Raw genomic sequence first — 20,511 nt, forward strand, 5'->3', positions numbered from 1 at the left:
CCGCCTAAGCGGCGACTTTATTGTTCTTGTGCATGACTTCGCGGGCCAGATGCCGATACGCCATCGCCCCAAGCGAACCTGAATCATATTGCAAAACAGGCAACGCATAAGACGGGGCCTCACTGACCCGGACATTCCGCGGTATCTTGGTTTTAAAAACCATCTCACCCAGATTGTCACGCGCATCTTTTTCGACCTGACGGGACAAGTTGTTGCGATTGTCATACATGGTCAACACAACACCTTCGATTCTCAGGTCCGGATTCGCGGTTTGCCGAACCTCTCTGATCGTCAGCATAAGCTGCGAAAGACCTTCCAGCGCGAAGAATTCGCTTTGCAATGGAACCAGCACCGAATGGGCGGCAACCATGGCGTTCACAGTCAACAAATTCAGGGATGGGGGACAGTCGATCAGAACAAAATCAAGCTCAAAACTGTCGATCGAGGTCTGACGCAGCGCATCATGCAACAGATAGCTGCGTTTTTCGTTGGAAATCAGTTCGATATCGGCAGAACTCAGGTCAACAGTGGCCGGAACGACAAACAGCCCATCAATCTCGGTCTCCTGCACAACCGCTTCCAAGGGCGCATCGTCAAGAATGAGGTCGTAGGTGGTCCAATCCCGATCTTCGACACCCAGCCCGGTTGAAGCATTACCCTGAGGATCCAAGTCAACCACCAAAACGCGGCATCCGGCCTCGGCCAACCCTGCTGCCAGATTGATCGCCGTGGTTGTCTTTCCAACTCCGCCCTTCTGATTGGCAACCGCAATTATCCGGGGCCCGGAAGGACGAGACAGATCAACCACGTGATACTCCTTTGATCTTAAGGATGACAGCCTGGGGTTCTGTTAAACTTGTAATCGGCTCGGCTTCGAATTTCCATTCTTCCTGTGCCTCGGCCAGTTCTTTTTTCCAGTTCGCGCCTTTCGGCAACAAGGCCGTGCCGGACTCGTTTAAATGCCTGTCACAAAATGACAAAAGCGTATTCAAGTCCGCCAGGGCCCGGGCTGATAAGATGTCAGCACCCAATGGATCAATCGCTTCGATCCTTTTGGAGATCACCTGGCAGGAAACCCCGCATTCCCGCGCAACATTCCGCAGAAAAGCAGATTTCCTTTGATCGCTTTCGGCAAACTGAAAATAAGCGTTCGGCGCCTCTTCCACAGCAATGATCGCACAGACCATCCCGGGAAAACCGCCACCGCTACCCAGATCAGCCCAGGTTTCAAAGCGTTCAGCGCACCGGAAAACCTGAACTGAATCCAAAATGTGCCGAATCCAGATGTCATTCAGGCTGTTTCGCGATACCAGGTTGATCCTTGGATTCCAGCGCTTCACCAGGTCAACATAGAGGCTCAGCCGCTCGAATGTTTCACGTGAAACATCGAGCGCATCGAGTTTTGAATGGTCCAGAGTCATGCTTTTCGCGCTTTTTCGTCCCGACGCAACTTGGCCAGCACCAGTGTCAAAGCCGCAGGCGTCACGCCTTCAACCCTGCTGGCTTGGGCGATGTTTGCTGGTTTGGCTTGCGAGAGCTTCTGTTTCATCTCTGATGACAACCCATCGAGCGAAAAGAAATCGAATTCGCGCGGAATAACATAGGATTCATCGCGCTTCATGGCTTCGACGTCGCGCTGCTGTCGTGCGATGTAATTCGCATACAGTGCATCCCGCGCAATCTGATGCCGAATGTCAGGTTCGACCGAGGTCAACTGAGGAATGAGCGGCAACATATCTTCAAAAGAGACGTCTGGAAACGCCAGAATCGCCATCCCATCCCGGCGATTTCCGTCCTGATTGACGTTGATTCCAGCCTCTCGGACCTGTTTTGGGGTGTATGTCTGCTGGGTCAGCAGTGACTTGGCGGCATCCAACTTGTCCATTTTGGCTTCAAAATGGGCACGGCGTTCCTGACCAACACATCCAGTCTGCACCCCAAGCGGGGTCAAGCGTTGGTCCGCATTGTCCGCCCGCAGAGACAGCCGAAACTCGGCGCGTGAGGTGAACATACGGTACGGCTCAGCCACTCCTCGGGTTGTCAGATCATCAATCATGACGCCGATATAGCTGTCAGCCCGCGTGAAATGCAGTGGATCTTTGCCCTGCACGTCCAATGCCGCGTTGAGGCCCGCGACCATCCCTTGGGCTGCCGCCTCCTCATATCCTGTGGTGCCATTGATTTGACCCGCAAGATATAGGCCGGGAACATCCGGCAAAGACAGTCTTGCCGTCAGCACACGCGGATCGACGTAATCATATTCAATCGCATATCCAGGCTGAAGGATCTTGGCCTGTTCCAACCCTTTGATCGACCGGACATAGTCCAGCTGCACATCTTGCGGCAGCGAGGTTGAGATCCCGTTCGGGTAGATTGTATGATCATTCACGCCTTCCGGTTCCAGGAAGATCTGATGCGAGTCCTTATCCGCGAACCGAACAATCTTATCTTCGATTGACGGGCAATACCGAGGCCCAACACCGTCGATATAACCGCCATACATCGCCGATTTACTTAGGTTTTTCTCAATAATCTCATGGGTCCGCACGTTTGTATGCGTGATCCCGCAAGAGATTTGGGGCGCGACAACCGAAGTTGACAAGAACGAAAACAGGGTCGGTTCATCATCCCCGTCCTGTCGCTCTAACCCGGTCCAGTCGATGGTTCGCCCGTCCAGCCGAGGTGGTGTACCTGTTTTCAGGCGTCCGGTCGGCAGCTTGTAGCTATCCAGCCGCTCTGCCAGTTTGACAGAGGGGCGATCGCCCATGCGGCCTCCGGGCTTGGACACGTCACCGATATGAATAACGCCGCGCAGGAAGGTGCCGGATGTAAGGATAACAGCGCGCGCTTTAACCTCTGAACCGTCGCCGAGTTTCACTCCGGCTACGCGCTCCCCATCCATCAGAAAATCGATCACTTCACCGACAATGATAGACAGATTGCTCTGGCGTTCCGTCTCTTTCTGCATCGCCGCGCGGTACAGAGCGCGGTCGGCTTGGGTTCTGGGCCCTTGCACTGCCGGGCCTTTGCGGCGGTTCAAAAGACGAAACTGGATACCCGCCTGATCCGCGACTCGACCCATAACGCCATCCAGCGCATCGATTTCGCGCACAAGATGGCCCTTTCCCAGCCCACCAATGGCCGGGTTGCAGGACATGACCCCGATGTCGGATGCGGACAACGTGACCAATGCTGTCGCCGCTCCCATACGGGCTGCGGCGTGAGCGGCTTCGGTTCCGGCATGGCCGGCGCCTATGACTACAACATCGAAGTCCGAATGTTTCACGTGAAACACTCCCTATTTTCCAAGACAGAAGCTTGAGAAGATTTCGTCCAACAAATCTTCGACCCCAATTCTGCCGACCAAAACCTCAAGCGCGCGGATCGCGGTACGCAGTTCTTCTGCTGCAATATCATACAGGTCCGGGCCTGATTCCAGAACCGACATGGTAACGGTCAACGCCTCTTTGGCGTTGATCAGCGCAATCCTGTGCCGTTCACGGGTAGCTTTACCATGGCTAGTGGTTCGTTCACTTAGAACATACGATATGTTGGAAATCAGCTTATCAATCCCTTGCCCGGTTTTACCCGAGACGCCGAGTGTCGCACCTTGCTGAAGATCCGCTTTCGGCCTGACCTGAATGTCATCGGACCGCATTTCGACGCCAAGCTCTGATGGATCGTCGGTGAGGAAAACACGCAAGTCAGCAGCTTCCGCGCGCTTTTTCGCCAGCGCAATACCCAGGTTTTCGACGTAATCTTCGGTGTCGCGCAACCCGGCCGTATCCAACAGAGTGACCGGCAGCCCGGCCAGATCCATGCGCACTTCGATCACATCCCGCGTTGTACCTGCATATTCCGACGTGATTGCAGCCTCGCGCCCGGCCAAAGCGTTCAACAGGGTGGACTTGCCTGCGTTGGGCAGGCCGACAATGGCAACTTCGAACCCGGTTCGTATGCGTTCTGCGATCCGAACGCCGTCTGCTTCGCGTTGCAACTCTGCGCTCACGCCTAAGATCAACTGCCGGACTTCCGGGGTCACATCGGTGGGAACCTCTTCATCGGCGAAATCAATCACGGCTTCCAACAGCGATGCAGCCCGGATCAGATCGCGCCGCCATTGTTCGGCCAGATTACCCAACTCTCCGGCCAGAATCGTCTGTGCCTGTTTGCGTTGCGCTTCGGTTTCGGCGTCGATCAGATCTGCCAGACCCTCGACCTGAGTCAGGTCCATCTTGCCGTTTTCAAGGGCGCGACGGGTGAATTCTCCGGGTTCGGCCAGACGCAACCCGTCAGTCTCAGACAGGCATCGCATCACAGCATTGACGGCGGCGGTACTGCCGTGGATTTGCAACTCGGCGACGTCTTCACCGGTAAAGCTGGCCGGGGCCCGAAAGGTCAGGATCAGCCCATCATCCAGACGCGCGCCATCTGCGTCCCGCAGGGTGCGCAGGTTCATACCCCGCGGCGGAAGAGGGCCACCGGCTATCTTTTCCGCAGCGGTACGGGCGACAGGACCAGAGAGGCGGATGACCGCCACCCCTGCTTTGCCTTGCGCGCTGGCCAAGGCGAATATCGTATCCATTCGAAGGCCTCGCGTGGGTTAAGACCTGTGTCAGGTGTTCATCGAATCGAAGAACTCGCCGTTTGTCTTGGTCTGTTTCAACTTGGACAACAGGAACTCGATGGCGTCGGTCGTGCCCATCGGGTTGAGGATACGACGCAGAACGAAGGTCTTGGCCAGATCGCCCTTGTCGACCAGCAGGTCCTCTTTCCTTGTACCGGACTTGAGGATGTCGATCGCCGGGAACACGCGTTTGTCGGCAATCTTGCGGTCCAGGACGATTTCCGAGTTACCGGTGCCTTTGAATTCTTCGAAGATCACCTCGTCCATCCGGCTGCCAGTGTCGATCAGCGCCGTGGCGATGATGGTCAGCGAGCCACCCTCTTCGATATTCCGTGCCGCGCCAAAGAACCGCTTGGGCCGTTGCAGGGCGTTTGCGTCCACACCGCCGGTCAGAACCTTACCCGAGGATGGCACCACGGTGTTGAACGCCCTACCAAGTCTTGTGATTGAGTCGAGAAGAATAACAACATCTCGTTTGTGTTCGACCAGACGTTTGGCCTTTTCGATCACCATTTCCGACACGGCCACGTGACGCGTTGCCGGTTCGTCGAAGGTCGAAGACACGACCTCACCCTTCACCGAGCGCTGCATGTCCGTCACCTCTTCGGGGCGTTCGTCAATCAGCAGGACGATCAGATAGCACTCCGGGTGGTTCTGTTCGATGGAATGGGCGATGTTCTGCAGGATCACTGTCTTACCGGTCCGCGGCGGGGCCACGATCAGCGACCGCTGACCCTTACCGATGGGCGAGACCAGATCGATCACGCGGGCCGATTTATCCTTGATGGTCGGGTCTTCGATCTCCATCTTCAGCCGCTCATCTGGGTAGAGCGGCGTCAGGTTGTCGAACAGGATTTTGTGCTTGGCCTTCTCAGGGTCTTCAAAGTTGATCTTTGTGACCTTGGTCAGCGCGAAATACCGCTCGCTATCATCCGGCGCTTTGATTTCGCCTTCAACGGTGTCGCCGGTGCGCAGCGAATGCAGACGGATCATGTCGGGCGAGACATAGATGTCATCGGGACCCGGCAGATAGTTCGCCTCGGGCGAGCGCAAGAAGCCGAAGCCGTCCTGCAGAACCTCAAGCACACCATCGCCGCCAACGGTCCAGCCCTCATCCGCGCGTTCGCGCAGGATCTGGAACATCATCTCGCCCTTGCGCATGGTCGAGGCGTTTTCGATTTCCAGCTCTTCGGCCATCGCCAGAAGGTCTTTGGGGCTTTTGGCCTTCAAGTCGGCCAGATTCAGGGATTCAGAGGACATGATGCATACCTTCACCGCTGCTATTGCGGCTCGAAGTGGAATTTCAGTGCGGAAAATACGCCGCCCGGACGGGCGTGTTGTCACCTTACATAGTTGTCTCCACCTGCGGAGTCAAACAGGCCGTCAGAACTTCAGAATGACCGCCAGAACGATAGCAACCATCAGAATGGTCGGAACCTCATTCATCATGCGATACTGCCGCCCTGTCAGCGTATTTCGCCCCTCAACGAAGTCCTTGCGCCGCGCCATCAGCCAGTGATGGAACCAGGTCATCCCGATCACGGCTGTCCCTTTCAGCCAGGGCCAGGTAAAATCCCATCCGACGATGCCCGGCGTGAACACCATGATCAGGCCACACACCCAGGCCACGATCATCGCGGGACGCATGATCACGCGCAGCAGCTTTTCTTCCATTTCAAAGAAGATCTCTTGCGCGCCATCGACAGCCTGCGCCTTTTCAACATGATAGACGAACAATCGGGGCAAATAGAACAGGCCAGCCATCCATGAGATCACGGCCATGATATGCAGTGCCTTCACCCATGGGTAGATCGTGAAAAGCAGATCAGTCATTCCGGCTCCGGTCGTTGCTCGGAACTCTCCCTAATAAAAAAATAAGAAAGAAGAAAGGAAGATGGTTTTGTAGGGTGCGTAATTTCCGTTGATTACTTTTTTACCCCTTGGTTTTCCCCAGGTGGACAGTTTTGACGAGACGCAGGCCGATTCTGTGAGTTTTAGAAATAGGTATTAAATAACAGACACTTATACCTTATCTGTCTAGCACCCTCTGGGGATAACTGCCTGAATATCTATGGGGGATTCAGTTATCCCTTGGTTCCGAGTTATCCTTGTCCCGGATGGACAGCGTTCGGGCGACTCGGGGAAGTTTCGAGCAGATTTCCCGGGCTTGCGTGTCAATCGGAAAACCATACAAAGCGTCCAAGAACGCTCAACGATTTGCACACGGGGTTGTCCACATGTCTGTCCCCATCATCCTGGCCTCGGGCTCAAGCATTCGCGCGCAGCTGCTGGAAAATGCAGGCGTGCCTTTCACTGTGCAGGTGGCGCGCGTGGATGAGGATACTATAAAGCGGGCGTTGCTGGCAGAAGAGGCCTCGCCCCGCGACATCGCAGATGCGCTGGCCGAGATGAAGGCGCGCAAGATCAGCGACAAGTCCCCCGGCGCGATGGTGCTGGGTTGCGATCAGGTGCTGGATTTCGAGGGGCAGTTGCTGTCGAAACCAAAAACGCCCGAGGACGCGTTTGCGCAGCTCAAGGCGATGCGTGGCAAGCGGCATATGCTGTTGTCGGCAGCTGTGATCTATCAGGATGGTGAGCCGATCTGGCGACATATAGGACAGGTCCGCCTGCGGATGCGGATGAGTTCCGATGCCTATCTGCGCAACTACATTGATCGCAATTGGGAAAGCATTCGCCACTCGGTCGGTGGCTACAAGTTGGAAGAAGAAGGTGTGCGCCTGTTTGCAACCATTGACGGCGACTATTTTAACGTTTTGGGTATGCCCTTGTTGGAACTGCTCAACTATCTGGCTGTCAAAGGGGTGATCGATCAATGACGGACTATCGGGTACCTCTGGCCGGGGTGATTGGGCATCCGATCGGGCATTCCCGGTCGCCCAAGCTGCATGGGCATTGGCTGAAGACTTATGGCTTGTCCGGGCACTACATTCCGATGGACGTGGCCCCTGCGGATCTTGAGACCGTATTGCGAACCCTGCCCAAGGCCGGGTTTGTGGGCGCGAACGTGACCGTGCCCCATAAAGAAGCCGCTTTGCGGATTGCCGATCATGTCTCTGACCGGGCAACGGTGATCGGGGCCGCGAATACGCTGGTGTTTCGCGAGGATGGCTCGATCCATGCCGACAACACCGATGGGTACGGGTTCATGGAGAACCTGCGCAGCGGCGCGCCGGACTGGAACGCTCAGGACGGGCCAGCCGTGGTGTTTGGGGCCGGGGGGGCGGCGCGCGCAGTTCTGCAGGCCTTGTCCATTGCTGGCGTGCCCGAGATTCTGCTGACCAACCGCACGCGCGCGCGGGCGGACCATCTGAAAGAAGAGTTCGGCCAGCGCATCACGGTGGTCGATTGGGTTCAGGCCGGAAATGTCGTGGAAAATGCTGAGCTTGTGGTCAATACAACCTCGCTGGGCATGCAGGGTCAGCCGGAATTGCGCGTGCCGCTGGACGGGTTGCAGCCCGGAGCGGTGGTGACCGATCTGGTTTACGCGCCGCTAAAGACCAACCTTCTGAAAACAGCAGAAGACGCCGGGTGCACCACGGTCGATGGCCTTGGCATGTTGCTGCATCAGGCGGTTCCTGGGTTCGAGCGTTGGTTCGGTGTCCGCCCCGAGGTTGACACCGATACTCGCGCGGCGGCATTGGCATGAGCTTTGCGCTTGGCCTGACTGGCTCGATTGGCATGGGGAAAAGCACCACTGCGCAGATGTTCGTCGATGAAGGCTGCGCGCTGTGGGATGCGGATGCGGCGGTGCATCGGCTTTATGCGCCGGGTGGTGCGGCGGTTGCCCCGATGGGTGCGGCCTATCCTGACGCCATCATCGACGGATCGGTCAGCCGGGACGCGTTGAAACAGATCATTTCACAGGACGGGTCTGCGCTGAAAGCCATTGAGGCCATTGTCCATCCTCTGGTCGCGGGGGACCGGGCGGCTTTTCGCGAAAGCGCGACGGCAGACATTCTGGTGTTCGACATCCCCCTGCTGTTTGAAACCGGCGGCAATGCGGCAATGGACGCGGTCGCCTGTGTTTCGATCCCGGCCGAAGAACAAAAGCGCCGCGTCATGGCGCGCGGCACGATGACCGAGGCGCAGTTTGAGCAGATCAGAGCCAAACAAATGCCAAATGACGAAAAATGCGCCCGGTCGGATTATGTGATCGTGACCGACACTCTGGACCACGCCCGCGCGCAGGTGCAGGATGTGGTCAGGCAGATACGGGCGGGGATGGCAGATGCGTGAGATTGTACTCGATACCGAAACCACAGGCTTTGATCCCGAAAGCGGCGACCGGATTGTCGAGATCGGCGCGGTCGAGCTGTGGAACCATGTGGCCACGGGTGAGACCTATCACGTCTATATCAACCCCGAACGGTCGATGCCCGAAGAGGCATTTGGTGTGCATGGAATTGGCCCCGATCTGCTGGACACCCCGCGCCCGCCCGAAAAGGGTGAGGTGACGCTGAAAGACAAGCCCGTTTTTGCCAAGATCGGGCAAGGCTTCCTGGATTTCATCAGGGATTCAAAACTGGTGATCCACAACGCATCCTTCGATATGAAATTCCTGAATGCGGAACTCAGATGGATGAATCTGCCGCAGATTCCCATGGATCAGGCGCTGGATACGTTGGCCATAGCGCGCAAACGGTTTCCGGGCTCACCCGCGTCATTGGACGCGCTGTGCCGCCGGTTCAACATCGACAATACCAATCGGGTGCTGCACGGGGCGTTGCTGGACTCGGAAATTCTGGCCGAGGTCTATCTGGAACTGATCGGCGGTCGGCAGCCCGATTTCGGCCTGTCCACCTCGGCTGCATCAGGTGCAGGTGGTGCGGATGACTGGCGTCCGACGCCGCGCGCAATGGCCCTGCCCCCTCGGATCACCGATGAGGAACGCACAGCGCATCAGGCTTTTGTCGAGAAACTGGGCGACAGCGCCCTGTGGACCCGCGCCTGAACCAGTCAGGCACGGGTCAAACCCTTAGGCGTCGGTCTTTTCGGCCTGCGCGGCCTGACGACGCATCAATTCGTTGCGGTAGAGAGCCACGAAATCGATATTGTCCAGGTTCACCGGCGGGAAGCCACCGTCGCGGGTGATGTCGCTGACGATGCGGCGCAGGAACGGGAACAGCATCCGGGGGCACTCGATCATCAGGAACGGATGGATCTGATCCTCTGGCACGCCTTCCACGTGGAACAGGCCGCAATAGTCCAGTTCGCACAGGAACAGAACATCGTCCATGCCCTTGGCTTTCGAGGTCAGCTTCAGCTTGACCGAAACCTCGTACTGATGCTCGGTCGGGCGCTTCTTCGCGTCCAGGTTAACCTGAACCTGAATCTCGGGCTGTACGTCACCCGACACGCCTTTTTGCGCCATGACGTTTTCAAAGGACATGTCACGGATGAACTGTCCCAGAACACGCATCTGAACCTGCGGGGCAGCTTGGGCCGCAGTGTTTTCTGCAGCGTTTTCTTCGGCCATGGATCTACTCCAAAAATGAAATTCGACACTGCTTAGCAACTTGAGGGCGGTACCTCAATGCTGGGGCGGGCCTTCGACCCATTTTGAGGGCTTCGAGGGCTCTTTCCGGGGGCGCACCTCGGTAAATTCTCCGTCAATCACGTCGCCCTGATCGAAGGGGTCGCGCCCGGCCTGAAACCCGGCACCCGTGCCCATCTGGAACTGGGTGACTTTGACTTTGGACTTCAGATACCGGAACACAGCCACCCGAACACCGGGAATAAGCAGGGCAAAACCAATGGCATCGGTGAAAAAGCCAGGTGTCAGCAGCAATGCGCCGGATAACAGGATCATGGCCCCATGGGCCAAAGGTTCGGTCGGGTCGTCCAGCTTGGCAAAGGATTGCTGCAACTGTCCCAGCGCCATGCGACCTTGTGTCCGCACCAAAACAGTGCCCAAAACCGCTGTCAGGGCCACAATTCCCAGCGTTGGCCACAGGCCGATCAGACCACCCACTTGAATAAACAGGGCGATTTCGATGATCGGAACCAACAAAAATGCCAAGAACAGATACATTTGCGTTATCCTTTCCATATGGCCGGGCTGTGGACTTGCCACCAACTGTCACCTACATAGTGGCAGGAGGCCGCGTACACAAAGTCTCGGTTCTGAAAAGAGGATGAAATGAACGAACCCATGATCCAGTTGCTGGTCCTGGCCGGAATTGCCATTTTCCTGATCCTGCGCTTGAAAAGCGTATTGGGTTCGCGTGAAGGTTTCGAGAAACCTCCTGTTCCGCATCAGCCCGATACGGGCGCATCCCGTCGTGATTTCGAGGTGATCGAAGGTGGCCCCGATCATGACATCACCGACCATGTGCCCGAAGACAGCGAACAAGCGCAAACCCTGGCCGCGATGAAGCGGGTCGAGCCCAGCTTTTCCGTCAGCGAGTTTGTTCAGGGCGCGCGCGGTGCTTATGAGATGATCGTGATGGGGTTCGAAAAGGGCAATCTGGACGAAATCCAGCCCTTCCTGGCGGAAGATGTGTTTGACACCTTCGTCTCGGTCGTGGCGGCCCGCGAAGATCAGGGCCTGACCATCGAGGCCGAGTTCATCGGTGTGCGCGAAACCACGCTTGCGGATGTGTCCTTCGACAAGAACACTAATGAGGCCGAGATCACCATGAAATTCATTGGTGAGCTGACCTCGGTCGTGCGCGATCGCGGGGGTGACATTATCGAGGGCAACCCGAACACTGTGAAACGCCAAAAGGACAGCTGGACTTTTGCCCGTGTGATGGGCAAGGACGATCCGAACTGGTTGCTTGTTGCCACGGACGCATGATTGCCACGCTCCGGTCGCTTTTACTGGTGGGCGTCATGACCACCGCCAGCGCCGCCGGAGCCGAGGCGACGCGATCTATCCTGTCGTTTGACGATCTGCAGGGCTGGGCCGAGGATGACCACGGCGCGGCCCTTTCCGTTTTTCTCAACACCTGCGGCGATCTGAAAGACCCCGATTGGCGCGCGTTATGTGGCGTGGCCCGGACCTATGAGCCGGATGCCGCGCGGGCGTTCTTTGAACTGTTCTTTCGCCCGGTTCTGGTCGAAGACGGTGAAGACGCGCTGTTCACCGGGTATTTCGAGCCCGAACTGGACGGATCGAAAACCCGCACCGACCGTTTTAAATATCCGATCTACAAGATGCCCCCCGAAGCACGGGCCGAGGGGCCGTGGCTGAGCCGCAGGGACATCCTGACCGGCGATGTGATGCAGGGGCGCGGGCTTGAGATCGCCTGGGTCGATGACCCGGTCGAGCTGTTCTTTCTGCAAATTCAGGGCTCGGGGCGGGTTCGGTTGCCGGATGGTGGGGCATTGCGTGTTGGATACGGCGGCGCGAATGGTCATCCCTACCGGTCGATTGGCGTGGAACTGGTCCGGCGCGGGATTTTGGGCTCGCATGAGGTCAGTGCCCAGATGATCCGCGCCTGGGTGCGCAAGAACCCCGAAGCCGGGGCAGAACTGCTGTTTCATAACCCATCTTATGTGTTCTTTCGCGAAGTCAGCCGCGTCGCGCCCGAACTGGGGCCGCTGGGGGCCATGAATCGATCCATCACCACCATGCGTAGTATCGCCGCCGATCCCGCCTATACGCCGCTGGGGGCCCCTGTCTGGGTGGAAAAAGACGGGAATGCCCCGCTGCGCCGATTGATGATTGCGCAAGACACCGGCGCGGCGATCAAAGGCGCGCAGCGGGCGGATATTTTCTTTGGGACCGGGGACGAGGCCGGTCAAGCAGCCGGGCGACTGAAAGACCCCGGCCGGATGGTTGTACTGCTGCCAATCCAGCGCGCCTACGCTCTGTTGCCGGATGAATTCTGATGACCCGGCGCAAACTGACCAGTGAAGAGATCGATCTGTGGCGCAAGGTCGCCAAGCAGGCTGAGCGGCTTCACCCCGAGATCCCTCAGACCGTGCAACCGACGACCTTGCCGAAACCAACGCCCAAGAAACTGCCAAAACCGCGGATCGAGGCGTTTGAGTTGGGGCAATCCCATCAGAGTAAACCTTCTGGGAACACGCTGAAGCCGTCGATCACGGAAACGCTGCGGTCTGCACCGGTGCAGATGGACACCAAGGCGTTCGGTCGCATGAAGCGCGGCAAGTTGAAGCCCGAGGGCAAGCTGGACCTGCATGGCATGCGGATCGATACGGCGCATCCAGCGCTTGTGCGCTTCGTGCTGACCGCGCAGGCACAGGGAAAGCGGCTGGTGCTGGTGATCACCGGCAAGGGCAAAGACCGCGATGAGCCCGGGCCGATCCCAACACCACGTGGCGTGCTGCGCAATCAGGTGCCGCATTGGCTGTCGATCCCTCCGCTGGCGCAGGCGGTGATGCAGGTGACGCCCGCCCATATCAGCCATGGCGGGGATGGGGCGTATTACGTCTATCTGCGGCGCTCACGTTAGAAATCGGCCTTGGCACGGTGAATGCCCAGCCAGATCAGCGCGCAGACCAGCAGGAAAAACCCGGCGACCCACAGAAATTGCGCGCTGAGTGAAACACCAAGGTCGATCAGCACGCCGGTCAGAACCGGGCCGATGGCGGATCCCAGAACCATCAGCGCTGTTGCCAATGCCTTGATCGCGCCGATATGCCGGGTGCCGTAGAACTCGGCCCAGAAGGCGCTGGGCAGGGTGTTATGTGCCCCTGCGGTGATGCCCAGAAAGATCAATCCGATCAGAGCATTGCCGATGGTGTCCGAATAGGCCAACACACCAAATCCGATGGCCATGGGGATCTGGTAAAACGGCATGATCCGCGCGGTGCCCCATTTGTCCAATGCCCAGCCTGCCGCAAACATGGACAGGATCGAAACCCCCGTGAATATCGGAAACAAGGCAACCAGCTGGATATGAGGCCAGTCCTTGACCTCGGCCAGATGTACCTGATGGAAGAAGAAGGCGGTGATGAAGGCGGACGGCCCCAGAATTGCCGGGGCCATGCACCAGAACAGCGGATGAAACAGCGCCTCACGTCGGGTCCAGTGACGCCCCTGCATGCCGGTTGCCGCGTATTCGTCCGCAAGGGCTTGGGGCGTTCGTTCCTGACGCAGCAAACGGATCAGAACCGGGATGCCCAGCAGGATCAGACCCGCCGCAATGACCCAAAGCCAGCGCCAGTCCAGAAACGCCATCGTAGCGACAAAGGTCAAAGGCAGCAGCGATTCGCCAATCGAATAACCCAATGAGGCGATGGACAGGGCTTTGCCCCGCGATGCGGTGAACCAACGCGCCATCGCCACCTGCGCCAGATGGACGCTCATCCCCTGCCCGAACAGGCGCAGGAAAAAGACAACCAGCGGCAACAGAACGATCCAGCTGTTCAGCGCCATCGCCAGCGCGGCCAAGGCCAGACCTGCCAGAACGACGGGGCCCAGCGCCCGCACGCGGAAGACGTCGGTCAGCCCCCCGGCCCAGACCATCACGCCTGCCGCCACCAGCGTACCCAGCGAATAAAGCCCGCCCCAGGCCCCGTGGCTTAGCCCGTAATCCGCCCGGATTTCCCCTGCGAAGATCGAAATGAAGAAAGTCTGCCCAAAGCTGGACAGGAAGGTCAGCAATAATCCTGTGCCAAGCCAGGATGCGTTGTCGAAAAGAAACTGACGCAGGCTGAACCGCGTCACGGGGTCGACACCTCTGCCTGTCCGGATTCGGTCAGAACAATCTCGGTCGCGCCTGTTGGATTGCGCTCGCTGGGCGGAACCAGAATATCGATGCCCGGCCGCTCATCCGGCCCGAACGTGTTGCTGACCCGTCGCAGCGAACTGAGAATGGCCAACAGCGCCGGCGAGGTCGCGGCCACAAAATGCGAAGATTGCGCATCGCTGTTAAAGGCGGTCGTGTCGATCACGTTGATCGGAAACTCCTGCAAGGTCTCAATCGAACTGATATTGCCCAGCCGTTCGCCCTCGGCCGTGCCGCGCAGCCGGGCCGAGACGTTCAGGATCTTGTCCTTCTGCGATACCATCACGATGAACGGGTCAGGCGGGGTCGCGATCCGGCTCATCTGCGAGCGGAACAGATCCACATCCAGATCGGGTGAGATCAGGACAACCCCATCGAGGTTGCGTTTCGACCAGCCGGGTTCCTGAAGCTCGGCCTGTCGCATCATCTCCATCGACAAGGCGCTGCCCATGGAATGCGCCAGCAGGATCACGCGTTTGACCCCCATGGACTTCAACTCTCGAATGGTCTGTTCCAATCCGTCTCGGGCAAACAACATGCTGTCCAGATCATATGCATAACCATAGCCGGTCGCCCGGCTGGGCCATGAATAGACCAGCGTCGTTCCGGGAATGCCGATGTCATGAGACAGCTGAGCCGCGCGAAAAATGGTCTCGGTCTGGGTCGAGTTATAGCCGTGGACAAAGATCGTCACATCATCCTGACCCCGCAGATGCTGCCGCAACCCTTGGGCGCCGTTCAGCTGCTCGACTTCCGCCAGCACAAATTCCTTTTGCGGGTTCGGGTTGGCGTAAGAGAATTTCAGGCTGCCGGGCGTATGCGAGGGCGGGATGGACACGGTAGTCTCAAGAAATTGCAGCGCCTCGCCGCGCCGAAAGCCAAAGGATCCGTCAGGTTCACGCGCGCGGGTCGTGCTGGCAAAGACGGTCTTGGGCGTGCCAACCGACAGCGCGGTTGGAACGATTTCCGAAATCGTCCTGTCGACGCAGGCCCCCAGAGACAGGGATAGAAACAATAGGATGAAATAGCGCAACACGACCTGCCCCCGGAACGTTTGGCGCTAAGCTATCGAATTCTGGCCCCACGTCCAGCAACATGGGGCCTGTGCGACGGCAAGTTTCGGCTGAATCTGTTACAGAACGTAACGGCTGAGGTCGGTGGACCTGGTCAACTCGCCCAGATTGTCTTCCACGAATTGCGCGTTCACAGTGATCTCGGCCCCGGCCTGATCCGGTGCGTTGAACGAAAGCTCTTCGAACACCCGCTCCATCACCGTGTAAAGCCGCCGCGCGCCGATGTTTTCGACGCTTTGGTTCACATCCGCCGCAATCCGCGCCAGCGCCGCGATCCCGTCTTCGGTAAAGCTGACCGTGACCTCTTCGGTGCCCATCAGGGCGGTGTATTGGCGGGTCAGCGCGTTGTCGGTTTCGGTCAGGATGCGAACGAAATCCTCTTCCGTCAGGGCGCGCAGTTCGACGCGGATCGGCAGACGGCCCTGCAATTCCGGCAACAGGTCGGACGGCTTGGCAATGTGGAACGCACCGGACGCGATGAACAGGATATGGTCGGTTTTCACCGGGCCATGTTTGGTGCTGACTGTGGTGCCTTCGATCAAAGGCAGCAGGTCGCGCTGCACCCCCTCGCGGCTGACATCGCCGCCGCGCGCGTCCGAGCGGGCACAGACCTTGTCGATTTCATCCAGAAACACGATGCCGTTCTGTTCGACCGAGTCCAGCGCAGTCTTGGTGACGGTTTCATCGTCCAGCAGCTTGTCTGCCTCTTCCCCGATCAGCGCGCCATAGCTTTCGGCCACGGTCATGCGCTTTCTGACGGTGCGCCCGCCAAAGGCCTTGCCGAAAATGTCACCCAGATTCATCATCCCCATCTGCCCGGCCGGCTGGCCGGGAATGTCCAGCATGGGCATCGGGTTCGAGGTATCGGACAGTTCCAGCTCGATCACCGTATCGTCCAGCTCGCCCGCTTTCAGCTTCTTGCGGAACATCTCACGCGTGCCTTCGCGTGCGTCTTCGCCTGCAATGGCGGTGATGACGCGATCCTCGGCGGCCTCATGGGCACGGGCCTTTACATCCTCGCGCATATATTCGCGGGTCTGGACAATGGCCGCATCGGCCAGATCGCGCACGATCTGTTCGACGTCGCGACCGACATAACCGACTTCGGTGAACTTGGTGGCCTCGACCTTGATGAAGGGCGCGCGGGCCAGCTTGGCCAGACGGCGGCTGATCTCGGTCTTGCCGACGCCGGTGGGGCCGATCATCAGGATGTTTTTTGGATAGACCTCATCCCGGATATCGTCGGCCAGTTGCTTGCGCCGCCAGCGGTTTCGCAGCGCCACGGCCACGGCGCGTTTGGCGTCTTTCTGCCCGATGATAAAGCGGTCCAGTTCCGAGACGATCTCGCGCGGGGTCAGGTCGGTCATATGCGTTCTATCCGTTTGTTTCGCAGCGGAACCTAATCATACCGGGCGAAAACACAAGCCGATCACGAAAACATCACGCCAACTCACAGAAAGCACACGGATTTTCGTGGTGATGTGAATCGCCATACCGGCATGGGCTGCGGCATAACCATGCGCGACGGGCAAGCCAGCCCGCGTCAATCTTATAGAGATACCTCATCATGATGACTCGTCGTTCGCTTTTTGTGAAAGCTGCAGCCACCGGCGCGGCCCTGACCCTGGCCGGCACCACCACTGCCCTGGCCGGCGGCGCCAAAAAGAAAGGCAATTTCGAAGGCCGCTCGAACCACATCACAAGCGGTTCGGTGAAACTGGTCAAGGATGGCGACCGTTACATCGTTGAGCTGGGCGACGACTTCTCGCTGGATGGTGGCCCCGACCCGCGCGTGGCCTTTGGTAAAGACGGCACCTACGCCCCCGACAGCAAACTGGGCGCGCTGCTGAACCTGACCGGCAAGCAATCCTACGCCGTACCGCCGACCATGGATGTGTCGGGCTACAACGAGGTTTACATCTGGTGCGAGGTTGCCGGTGTACCGCTGGGCGTTGCGTCGCTGAAGTAACCACTCTGGTCAGAGGTCGGGCCAACCGACCTCTGACACTCGGTTAGGTAACAGGACAACTGTCTGTTACACTCGCCCCAAGGTATTGGAACCGGGGGCGTTTTTATGACCAAGATTGCCAAGATCACCTTGCTGTTCGTGGTGTTTGTCGACCTGATCGGGCAAGGGCTGGTCTTTCCGATCATCAATTCCCTGATCATGGAACCCAAATCCGGCTTCCTGCCCGACAGCACCCCCGAAGGCCGGAGGCATTTTTACTATGGTCTCGTGATCGGGTGTTTCTTTCTGTCCTGGTTTCTTGGGGTCGTTTACGTCTCGAAAGTCTCGGATTCCATCGGGCGCAAGAATGCGTTGCTGGTCTGTCTGGGTGGCGCGTTGGTCGGTTATGCCCTGACCATCGCGGCGCTGTATATGAACAGCCTGCTGATGCTGATCATCGGGCGCTCGATCACCGGGTTCACGGCGGGCAACCAACCCATCGCGCAGGCGGCGATGATTGATGGCAGCACCGATGCCGCCGACCGCGACCGCAACATGGGCTATATCGTGACCGGTGTCAGCTTTGGCCTTGTCGGCGGCCCGATTATCGGCGCCGTCCTGTCCGATTCCGCCCTGCTGGGCAGTTATGCCACCCTGAAAACCCCATTCTACGGGGCCTTCGTTCTGGTGCTGGTCGCCATCTTCCTCGTGACGACATTCTTCAAGGACACCCGCACCGACCGCGAACCCTTTGTCTTCCGCCCGCGCGACATCACCGACAGTCTGATTGCCGTGCGCGGTCATCCGATGGTTCTGAAAATCCTGCCGGTCTATTCATTCTTCATGATCGCCAACGTGACCTTCTATGTCTTTGTCGACAATTTCCTGACCAGCCGCTTTGGCTATGGCGTGATCGGGGGCAGCATGGCCATGGTGGTGATCGGCGTCGCGCTGGCGTTCTCCAGCACCTTCCTCGTCAAACCCGCGCAAGAGAGGTTCAGCAAGCATTCGATCATCTACACATCACTGATCGCCATGGTGATCTGCGGGCTGGCATTTGCCTTCAGCCCCAGCGGTGTGCTCAGCTATGTGCCGGTTTTCCTGTTCTATTTCCTGTTTGGCGTCGCCTATCCGACCCTGCTGGGCCTGTTCTCATCCAGCGTCAGCGAGGCGGATCAGGGCTGGGTCATGGGCGTGACCACCGCCGTTTTCTGTCTGGCGGGTGGCATCATGTCCCTGATCGGCGGCGGGTTGATGAGCATCGATATCCGTGTGCCCTATTACATCGTGGTCATTGCCGCGATTTTCGGGCTGATCGGAATGCACCGCCGCTGGAAAGGGAAAGAGATCAAGGCGCTGTTAGCCTGAAATGGTCTCAACCGTCAGATTGCCGTTAGTATAGACGCAAATATCTGCGGCAATCGCCATCGCCTCACGCGCCACCTGCTCGGCCTCTTTGTCGCTGTCCATCATCGCGCGGGCTGCGGCCAAGGCGAAGTTCCCGCCCGATCCAATCGCGGCCACGTTATGCTCGGGCTCCAGCACGTCCCCTGCCCCGGTGATCACCAGCAGATCCTTGCCATCGGTGACGATCAGCATCGCCTCAAGCTTTTGCAGGTATTTGTCGGTGCGCCAGTCCTTGGCCAGCTCGACCGAGGCGCGGGCCAGTTGGCCGGGCGTGGCCTCAAGCTTGGCCTCCAGCCGCTCCAGCAGCGTGAACGCATCGGCGGTCGAACCGGCAAATCCGGCGACAACCTCGAACCCGCCCGGTGTCAGGCGGCGCACCTTGCGCGCGGTGCCTTTGATCACGGTCTGGCCCAGGCTGACCTGCCCGTCCCCGGCAATGACAACCTGCCCGCCTTTTTTGACGCCAATGATCGTTGTGCCATGCCAACCGGGAAAATCGCTGTCTGCCATGAAAGCCTCCGTTCTTGTCGGCGTTATATATGGGCCGGGCGCAGGACCGGCGCAACCCGTTGTGAGATTGCCCAAAAGATATGCAGAAAACGCAAATCGGGACTGCCAAACCAGCAATTGTGGGACTCGGACGATGATCCTACATGAGCCTCACAACCGACAACGGGTCGGCTGTTTCACATCAAAGGACTGCGCACATGGCAACCACTGCAAATATTCATGCGCCGCTCGGAGCAGCTACCATCCTGCACGTAGTGGACGCGTTCACCAACGCTTTCGAAACCGTTGTCGAATGGAACGAAAGCCGTAAGACCCGCAAGCTTCTGTCGGAACTGAGCGACACACAGCTGGAAGACATCGGTCTGGTTCGCGCGGATATCGCGAAGCTCTGATCCATCGACCGGATCGTCAAATCGGAACAGCCGCCCGGATCCCCGAGCGGCTTTTTCTTTGTCATTTCAAAGCGTATTTACCGACCTGAGACGGCACAAATGCCTCGATTGCAGCCGTTGCCACGATGTGTCGGGTGCCAGCCGCCTGATCCACCACGTCCTGCCCGCCCAGCACCGCATGTACTACGGCCTGTCCGCGCGGAAGGTCGGCCGCCACCTGGGCACAATCGACCTGATCGGGGTTTTGCACGCCGATTGTCACCTGCACCCGCATCTCGCCGTGATCAACGCCGAGATTCGAGAACAGCGTGATCGAGGAGTGATGCAGCGCGTCCTGCACCGCACGCCGCGCGGCCTTGGTATAGTCCTGACCATAGAGGTCATTGCCCATCCCCATTTCCAGAATGATGCGCTGTTCGCTCATTGCACCGCCTCCATATCGAACGAAACCGCAAGCGCGGCATTGGCAATGACCGTGTGACCGGTGCCGCCGGGCTTGTCGATGTCCAGACCGCCCTTGGTGACGGTGACACTGGGCGAGCCATAGGGAAATACCTCGACCAGCTTGCTGGTATCCACCTGATCGGGCTGTTGCACGCCGATCTCGACATCGATGATCATCGCCTCTTTCGGAAAGCCGAACAGCTCGGCCATGTTGATTGAGTTATGCCACAACGCATCCTTGATCGCGCGCAGCGCTGCTTCGGTATAATCCATCCGGCGCAGCGATGTGCCCATGCCGAATTCCACCAATACCCGTGTTTTGGCCATCTGCCCCCTCCGGTTTCTCAATAAAAAAGGCGCCCGGTTGCAGGCGCCTTTGATCTTTCAT

Annotated in this window: 24 protein-coding genes; 10 read left to right on the forward strand and 14 right to left on the reverse strand. The window is 58.4% G+C overall.

What is annotated here, in order from left to right; translation table 11 throughout:
- Positions 1–4: 4 nt before the first annotated feature.
- The 6 genes from ACR0KX_RS11935 to ACR0KX_RS11960 form a co-directional block, all read right to left on the reverse strand.
- Positions 5–808: an AAA family ATPase gene (locus tag ACR0KX_RS11935; RefSeq protein ID WP_170453354.1), complete on the reverse strand. Its 804-nt coding sequence runs from the start codon at positions 806–808 to the stop codon at positions 5–7.
- The gene (gene rsmG / locus ACR0KX_RS11940; RefSeq protein ID WP_170623518.1) at positions 801–1,421 is read right to left on the reverse strand and encodes a 16S rRNA (guanine(527)-N(7))-methyltransferase RsmG; all 621 of its coding nucleotides are present in this window, start codon (positions 1,419–1,421) and stop codon (positions 801–803) included. Before rsmG ends, ACR0KX_RS11935 begins: the two co-directional genes overlap by 8 nt.
- Positions 1,418–3,286 (reverse strand): tRNA uridine-5-carboxymethylaminomethyl(34) synthesis enzyme MnmG, encoded by a 1,869-nt coding sequence (gene mnmG, locus ACR0KX_RS11945; RefSeq protein ID WP_170623520.1) that lies wholly within the window; start codon positions 3,284–3,286, stop codon positions 1,418–1,420. Before mnmG ends, rsmG begins: the two co-directional genes overlap by 4 nt.
- 12 nt (positions 3,287–3,298) lie before the next feature.
- Positions 3,299–4,585 (reverse strand): tRNA uridine-5-carboxymethylaminomethyl(34) synthesis GTPase MnmE, encoded by a 1,287-nt coding sequence (mnmE, locus tag ACR0KX_RS11950; RefSeq protein WP_480708452.1) that lies wholly within the window; start codon positions 4,583–4,585, stop codon positions 3,299–3,301.
- 30 nt (positions 4,586–4,615) lie between these two features.
- Positions 4,616–5,887 (reverse strand): transcription termination factor Rho, encoded by a 1,272-nt coding sequence (gene rho, locus ACR0KX_RS11955; RefSeq protein WP_170453350.1) that lies wholly within the window; start codon positions 5,885–5,887, stop codon positions 4,616–4,618.
- A gap of 123 nt (positions 5,888–6,010) precedes the next feature.
- Positions 6,011–6,460, reverse strand: a complete 450-nt coding sequence (locus tag ACR0KX_RS11960) for a CopD family protein (RefSeq protein WP_170453349.1) — start codon at positions 6,458–6,460, stop codon at positions 6,011–6,013.
- Positions 6,461–6,864: 404 nt separating this feature from the next.
- Between ACR0KX_RS11960 and ACR0KX_RS11965 the strand changes: the two genes are divergently transcribed.
- Genes ACR0KX_RS11965 through dnaQ form a run of 4 tightly spaced genes read left to right on the forward strand, consistent with a single transcriptional unit; the run spans position 6,865 to position 9,599 of the window.
- Complete coding sequence (locus tag ACR0KX_RS11965) at positions 6,865–7,464, forward strand: nucleoside triphosphate pyrophosphatase (protein ID WP_170453348.1); 600 nt, start codon at positions 6,865–6,867, stop codon at positions 7,462–7,464.
- A complete protein-coding gene (locus tag ACR0KX_RS11970) occupies positions 7,461–8,294 on the forward strand; it encodes a shikimate dehydrogenase (protein WP_170623523.1) in 834 nt (277 codons plus the stop codon). Before ACR0KX_RS11965 ends, ACR0KX_RS11970 begins: the two co-directional genes overlap by 4 nt.
- Positions 8,291–8,884, forward strand: a complete 594-nt coding sequence (gene coaE / locus ACR0KX_RS11975) for a dephospho-CoA kinase (protein WP_170453346.1) — start codon at positions 8,291–8,293, stop codon at positions 8,882–8,884. Before ACR0KX_RS11970 ends, coaE begins: the two co-directional genes overlap by 4 nt.
- A complete protein-coding gene (dnaQ, locus tag ACR0KX_RS11980; protein WP_170453345.1) occupies positions 8,877–9,599 on the forward strand; it encodes a DNA polymerase III subunit epsilon in 723 nt (240 codons plus the stop codon). The genes coaE and dnaQ overlap by 8 nt, the downstream gene beginning before the upstream one ends.
- A gap of 24 nt (positions 9,600–9,623) precedes the next feature.
- On the opposite strand, the gene secB is transcribed toward dnaQ, so the two are convergent.
- Positions 9,624–10,124: a protein-export chaperone SecB gene (gene secB, locus ACR0KX_RS11985; RefSeq protein ID WP_170453344.1), complete on the reverse strand. Its 501-nt coding sequence runs from the start codon at positions 10,122–10,124 to the stop codon at positions 9,624–9,626.
- A 54-nt stretch (positions 10,125–10,178) separates the two neighbouring features.
- The gene (locus tag ACR0KX_RS11990; protein WP_480708453.1) at positions 10,179–10,679 is read right to left on the reverse strand and encodes an FxsA family protein; all 501 of its coding nucleotides are present in this window, start codon (positions 10,677–10,679) and stop codon (positions 10,179–10,181) included.
- 108 nt (positions 10,680–10,787) lie between these two features.
- Here ACR0KX_RS11990 and ACR0KX_RS11995 point away from each other — a divergent pair, with 108 nt between their 5' ends.
- The 3 genes from ACR0KX_RS11995 to ACR0KX_RS12005 are packed head-to-tail and all read left to right on the forward strand — an operon-like array spanning position 10,788 to position 13,071.
- Positions 10,788–11,447, forward strand: coding sequence for a Tim44/TimA family putative adaptor protein (locus ACR0KX_RS11995; protein ID WP_170623528.1), 660 nt, complete (start codon positions 10,788–10,790; stop codon positions 11,445–11,447).
- Entirely contained in the window at positions 11,444–12,484 is a 1,041-nt protein-coding gene (mltA, locus tag ACR0KX_RS12000) for a murein transglycosylase A (protein WP_170623530.1), read from the forward strand. Before ACR0KX_RS11995 ends, mltA begins: the two co-directional genes overlap by 4 nt.
- Positions 12,484–13,071 (forward strand): Smr/MutS family protein, encoded by a 588-nt coding sequence (locus tag ACR0KX_RS12005; RefSeq protein ID WP_170623532.1) that lies wholly within the window; start codon positions 12,484–12,486, stop codon positions 13,069–13,071. Before mltA ends, ACR0KX_RS12005 begins: the two co-directional genes overlap by 1 nt.
- Here the strand turns inward: ACR0KX_RS12005 and ACR0KX_RS12010 are convergent.
- From ACR0KX_RS12010 to hslU, 3 genes are all read right to left on the reverse strand, one after another.
- Positions 13,068–14,288 carry an MFS transporter gene (locus ACR0KX_RS12010; RefSeq protein ID WP_170623535.1) on the reverse strand — a complete coding sequence of 407 codons (1,221 nt, stop codon included), beginning with the start codon at positions 14,286–14,288 and terminating at the stop codon, positions 13,068–13,070. The genes ACR0KX_RS12005 and ACR0KX_RS12010 overlap by 4 nt on opposite strands.
- On the reverse strand, positions 14,285–15,385 hold the full coding sequence (locus ACR0KX_RS12015; protein WP_170520864.1) for an alpha/beta fold hydrolase: 1,101 nt from the start codon (positions 15,383–15,385) through the stop codon (positions 14,285–14,287). The genes ACR0KX_RS12010 and ACR0KX_RS12015 overlap by 4 nt, the downstream gene beginning before the upstream one ends.
- A 96-nt stretch (positions 15,386–15,481) precedes the next feature.
- Positions 15,482–16,789 carry an ATP-dependent protease ATPase subunit HslU gene (gene hslU, locus ACR0KX_RS12020; protein WP_480583233.1) on the reverse strand — a complete coding sequence of 436 codons (1,308 nt, stop codon included), beginning with the start codon at positions 16,787–16,789 and terminating at the stop codon, positions 15,482–15,484.
- 203 nt (positions 16,790–16,992) lie between these two features.
- Here hslU and ACR0KX_RS12025 point away from each other — a divergent pair, with 203 nt between their 5' ends.
- Both ACR0KX_RS12025 and ACR0KX_RS12030 read left to right on the forward strand, forming a co-directional pair.
- A complete protein-coding gene (locus ACR0KX_RS12025) occupies positions 16,993–17,391 on the forward strand; it encodes a DM13 domain-containing protein (protein WP_480708454.1) in 399 nt (132 codons plus the stop codon).
- Positions 17,392–17,496: 105 nt separating this feature from the next.
- Positions 17,497–18,738, forward strand: a complete 1,242-nt coding sequence (locus ACR0KX_RS12030; protein WP_170453335.1) for an MFS transporter — start codon at positions 17,497–17,499, stop codon at positions 18,736–18,738.
- Here the strand turns inward: ACR0KX_RS12030 and hslV are convergent.
- A complete protein-coding gene (gene hslV, locus ACR0KX_RS12035; protein ID WP_170453334.1) occupies positions 18,730–19,287 on the reverse strand; it encodes an ATP-dependent protease subunit HslV in 558 nt (185 codons plus the stop codon). The two genes, ACR0KX_RS12030 and hslV, sit on opposite strands and share 9 nt — an antisense overlap.
- Before the next feature lie 197 nt (positions 19,288–19,484).
- Here hslV and ACR0KX_RS12040 point away from each other — a divergent pair, with 197 nt between their 5' ends.
- Positions 19,485–19,679 (forward strand): DUF1127 domain-containing protein, encoded by a 195-nt coding sequence (locus ACR0KX_RS12040; protein WP_170453333.1) that lies wholly within the window; start codon positions 19,485–19,487, stop codon positions 19,677–19,679.
- A gap of 61 nt (positions 19,680–19,740) precedes the next feature.
- Here the strand turns inward: ACR0KX_RS12040 and ACR0KX_RS12045 are convergent, their stop codons facing one another.
- On the reverse strand, positions 19,741–20,103 hold the full coding sequence (locus tag ACR0KX_RS12045) for a Lin0512 family protein (RefSeq protein ID WP_170453332.1): 363 nt from the start codon (positions 20,101–20,103) through the stop codon (positions 19,741–19,743).
- Positions 20,100–20,450, reverse strand: coding sequence for a Lin0512 family protein (locus ACR0KX_RS12050; protein WP_170623541.1), 351 nt, complete (start codon positions 20,448–20,450; stop codon positions 20,100–20,102). The genes ACR0KX_RS12045 and ACR0KX_RS12050 overlap by 4 nt, the downstream gene beginning before the upstream one ends.
- Positions 20,451–20,511 lie beyond the last annotated feature (61 nt).

This window comes from Ruegeria sp. BG5, from assembly GCF_056538425.1.

Bases quoted from the DNA above. Each gene is read 5' to 3' on its own strand.
- secB (WP_170453344.1), bottom strand. From the start codon at position 10,124: ATGGCCGAAGAAAACGCTGCAGAAAACACTGCGGCCCAAGCTGCCCCG.
- ACR0KX_RS12025 (WP_480708454.1), top strand. From the start codon at position 16,993: ATGACTCGTCGTTCGCTTTTTGTGAAAGCTGCAGCCACCGGCGCGGCC.
- ACR0KX_RS12045 (WP_170453332.1), bottom strand. From the start codon at position 20,103: ATGAGCGAACAGCGCATCATTCTGGAAATGGGGATGGGCAATGACCTC.
- mnmE (WP_480708452.1), bottom strand. From the start codon at position 4,585: ATGGATACGATATTCGCCTTGGCCAGCGCGCAAGGCAAAGCAGGGGTG.
- ACR0KX_RS12005 (WP_170623532.1), top strand. From the start codon at position 12,484: ATGACCCGGCGCAAACTGACCAGTGAAGAGATCGATCTGTGGCGCAAG.
- ACR0KX_RS12040 (WP_170453333.1), top strand. From the start codon at position 19,485: ATGGCAACCACTGCAAATATTCATGCGCCGCTCGGAGCAGCTACCATC.
- coaE (WP_170453346.1), top strand. From the start codon at position 8,291: ATGAGCTTTGCGCTTGGCCTGACTGGCTCGATTGGCATGGGGAAAAGC.
- ACR0KX_RS11960 (WP_170453349.1), bottom strand. From the start codon at position 6,460: ATGACTGATCTGCTTTTCACGATCTACCCATGGGTGAAGGCACTGCAT.
- ACR0KX_RS12030 (WP_170453335.1), top strand. From the start codon at position 17,497: ATGACCAAGATTGCCAAGATCACCTTGCTGTTCGTGGTGTTTGTCGAC.
- rho (WP_170453350.1), bottom strand. From the start codon at position 5,887: ATGTCCTCTGAATCCCTGAATCTGGCCGACTTGAAGGCCAAAAGCCCC.
- ACR0KX_RS11995 (WP_170623528.1), top strand. From the start codon at position 10,788: ATGAACGAACCCATGATCCAGTTGCTGGTCCTGGCCGGAATTGCCATT.
- dnaQ (WP_170453345.1), top strand. From the start codon at position 8,877: ATGCGTGAGATTGTACTCGATACCGAAACCACAGGCTTTGATCCCGAA.
- ACR0KX_RS12050 (WP_170623541.1), bottom strand. From the start codon at position 20,450: ATGGCCAAAACACGGGTATTGGTGGAATTCGGCATGGGCACATCGCTG.
- ACR0KX_RS11965 (WP_170453348.1), top strand. From the start codon at position 6,865: ATGTCTGTCCCCATCATCCTGGCCTCGGGCTCAAGCATTCGCGCGCAG.
- ACR0KX_RS11970 (WP_170623523.1), top strand. From the start codon at position 7,461: ATGACGGACTATCGGGTACCTCTGGCCGGGGTGATTGGGCATCCGATC.
- mltA (WP_170623530.1), top strand. From the start codon at position 11,444: ATGATTGCCACGCTCCGGTCGCTTTTACTGGTGGGCGTCATGACCACC.
- hslV (WP_170453334.1), bottom strand. From the start codon at position 19,287: ATGGCAGACAGCGATTTTCCCGGTTGGCATGGCACAACGATCATTGGC.
- rsmG (WP_170623518.1), bottom strand. From the start codon at position 1,421: ATGACTCTGGACCATTCAAAACTCGATGCGCTCGATGTTTCACGTGAA.
- ACR0KX_RS11990 (WP_480708453.1), bottom strand. From the start codon at position 10,679: ATGTATCTGTTCTTGGCATTTTTGTTGGTTCCGATCATCGAAATCGCC.
- hslU (WP_480583233.1), bottom strand. From the start codon at position 16,789: ATGACCGACCTGACCCCGCGCGAGATCGTCTCGGAACTGGACCGCTTT.